General features: G+C 32.7%; 1 protein-coding gene. It reads left to right on the forward strand.

What is annotated here, in order from left to right:
* Window positions 1–514: 514 nt before the first annotated feature.
* On the forward strand, window positions 515–1,516 hold the full coding sequence (locus tag F607_RS0126775; RefSeq protein WP_051311881.1) for an LD-carboxypeptidase: 1,002 nt from the start codon (window positions 515–517) through the stop codon (window positions 1,514–1,516).
* Window positions 1,517–1,704 lie beyond the last annotated feature (188 nt).

The following is a 1,704-nucleotide window of genomic DNA, read 5'->3' on the forward strand; positions in this document are numbered from 1 at the left end:
TCAGGCCAACGTCTCTGACGAATAAACTGGTAGCATTGCTCATCATTTACCAGTTGTTTGATATTGATCATTCTTTGCTTATTACTGACTTAATTCACCCAAATAGACGTGCATAATACATCTTTAGTTGTATTATATGCTACCCCCTAGGAATCCATATAGAGCCAAATCTTTTTCAGGGGCGACTAAATAACTTTTGCGACAGAACCAGCAATATCTATTGACTCTTTTTAAAATAAGTTATAAAAACATAATGTTGTGAGACGTTTTAGATAGCTAGTACACATAAGATCTAAGGAGTATAGCTATGTTCTGATATTTTATCGTAACTTAGTTTATCTGGTAAACAATAAATACAGACCTTATAAGGTAAGGTATTTAGGACTGTTGTGTAAGAGAAAAATACTGTCCGCACTATTGGAAACAGATAAGTTATCAAATCTAGGGCCCCGACATTTTATAATTTAATATGCTCGATTTGGTTGTAATTTTAATTTGTAGTAAGAAAATTAGCATGATTAAAGAAGTTATTGTAATTATCGTGTGTATATTATTTTCACATAACTTGTTAGCAAAAAATTACGAACAAGTTGCTCTCATCGCGGTATCTTCCCAATATGATGAAACCAAAATTTCAAAGATTAAAAGTACCCTTGAAAAAGCAAACTATTTAGTAACAACAAAATATCTTAATCAAGTTGTTTCTGACTTTGGTTATGTAAATACTGATGAAGAACGAGCAAAAAATTTAATTAACGCATTAAAGGATAAACAGATTGACATTATATGGTTTGTAAAAGGTGGTGGTGGTGGCATCAATCTATTACCTTATCTTTATAAAGTTAAAAATAAATTAACTATAGTCAATCCAAAACTTGTTGTGGGCTTCAGTGATGTAACTGCAATCCATACTTTTATCAATGAAGAGCTTGGTTGGAAGTCAATGCATGGTGTTGTGGCAAGTTACAATGAAGAAATAATACCCAATGATGGAGAAAAACCAATCATCAATGATCTAGAACCGTTACCTGATATACTAAGTATTACACAAAATGGAATTCAATATGAAAATATCGAACCTCTTAATAAACAAGCAAGGAAAGATATAGCAGGTGAGTTAAGGGGAGGCAATTTAACCTTAATAACTTCACTTTTTTCAACACGTTTTGAGCCTAACTTAAAAAATAAAGTACTAATTATCGAAGATGTTGGTGTATCATTTAGGCAGTTAGATAGAACACTCCATCAACTTTTATACAAAAAAGAATTTGATATTAAAGGTATTATATTTGGTCAGTTTTATCCTCTTGATCCTCGTGATGAACAACGATTAATGTATAAATCAGTTATAAAGCGTTTCGCGGAACAGGTAAATAAACCTGTCTATTACTATCCATTTATTGGCCATGGTAGAAAAAATAAACCCGTATTATTAGGTAATAATGTAACGATAAAATGTGATAACAAGTCAGCTTATTGTACTCTCAGTCAACCTGGTATTACTACCAAAAACTGAAGGTTCTGTCGCAAGTGTGCCGTAGGCACACGAATAAGTTAATCAGGAAGGCTAATTTGTTCGTGTAAAAGCTGTGGAAAAGATGGCGGAAGGCGGCTTTGTTGAATCGCTCATTAATCAATCAATACCATACGCTCATAATTTGCTAGAATACCGAGCTTGTCCTAGTTAAGTCTATTACCTCCTAC

It is taken from the genome of Zooshikella ganghwensis DSM 15267 (assembly GCF_000428585.1).
In the GTDB taxonomy this organism is placed as follows: domain Bacteria; phylum Pseudomonadota; class Gammaproteobacteria; order Pseudomonadales; family Zooshikellaceae; genus Zooshikella; species Zooshikella ganghwensis.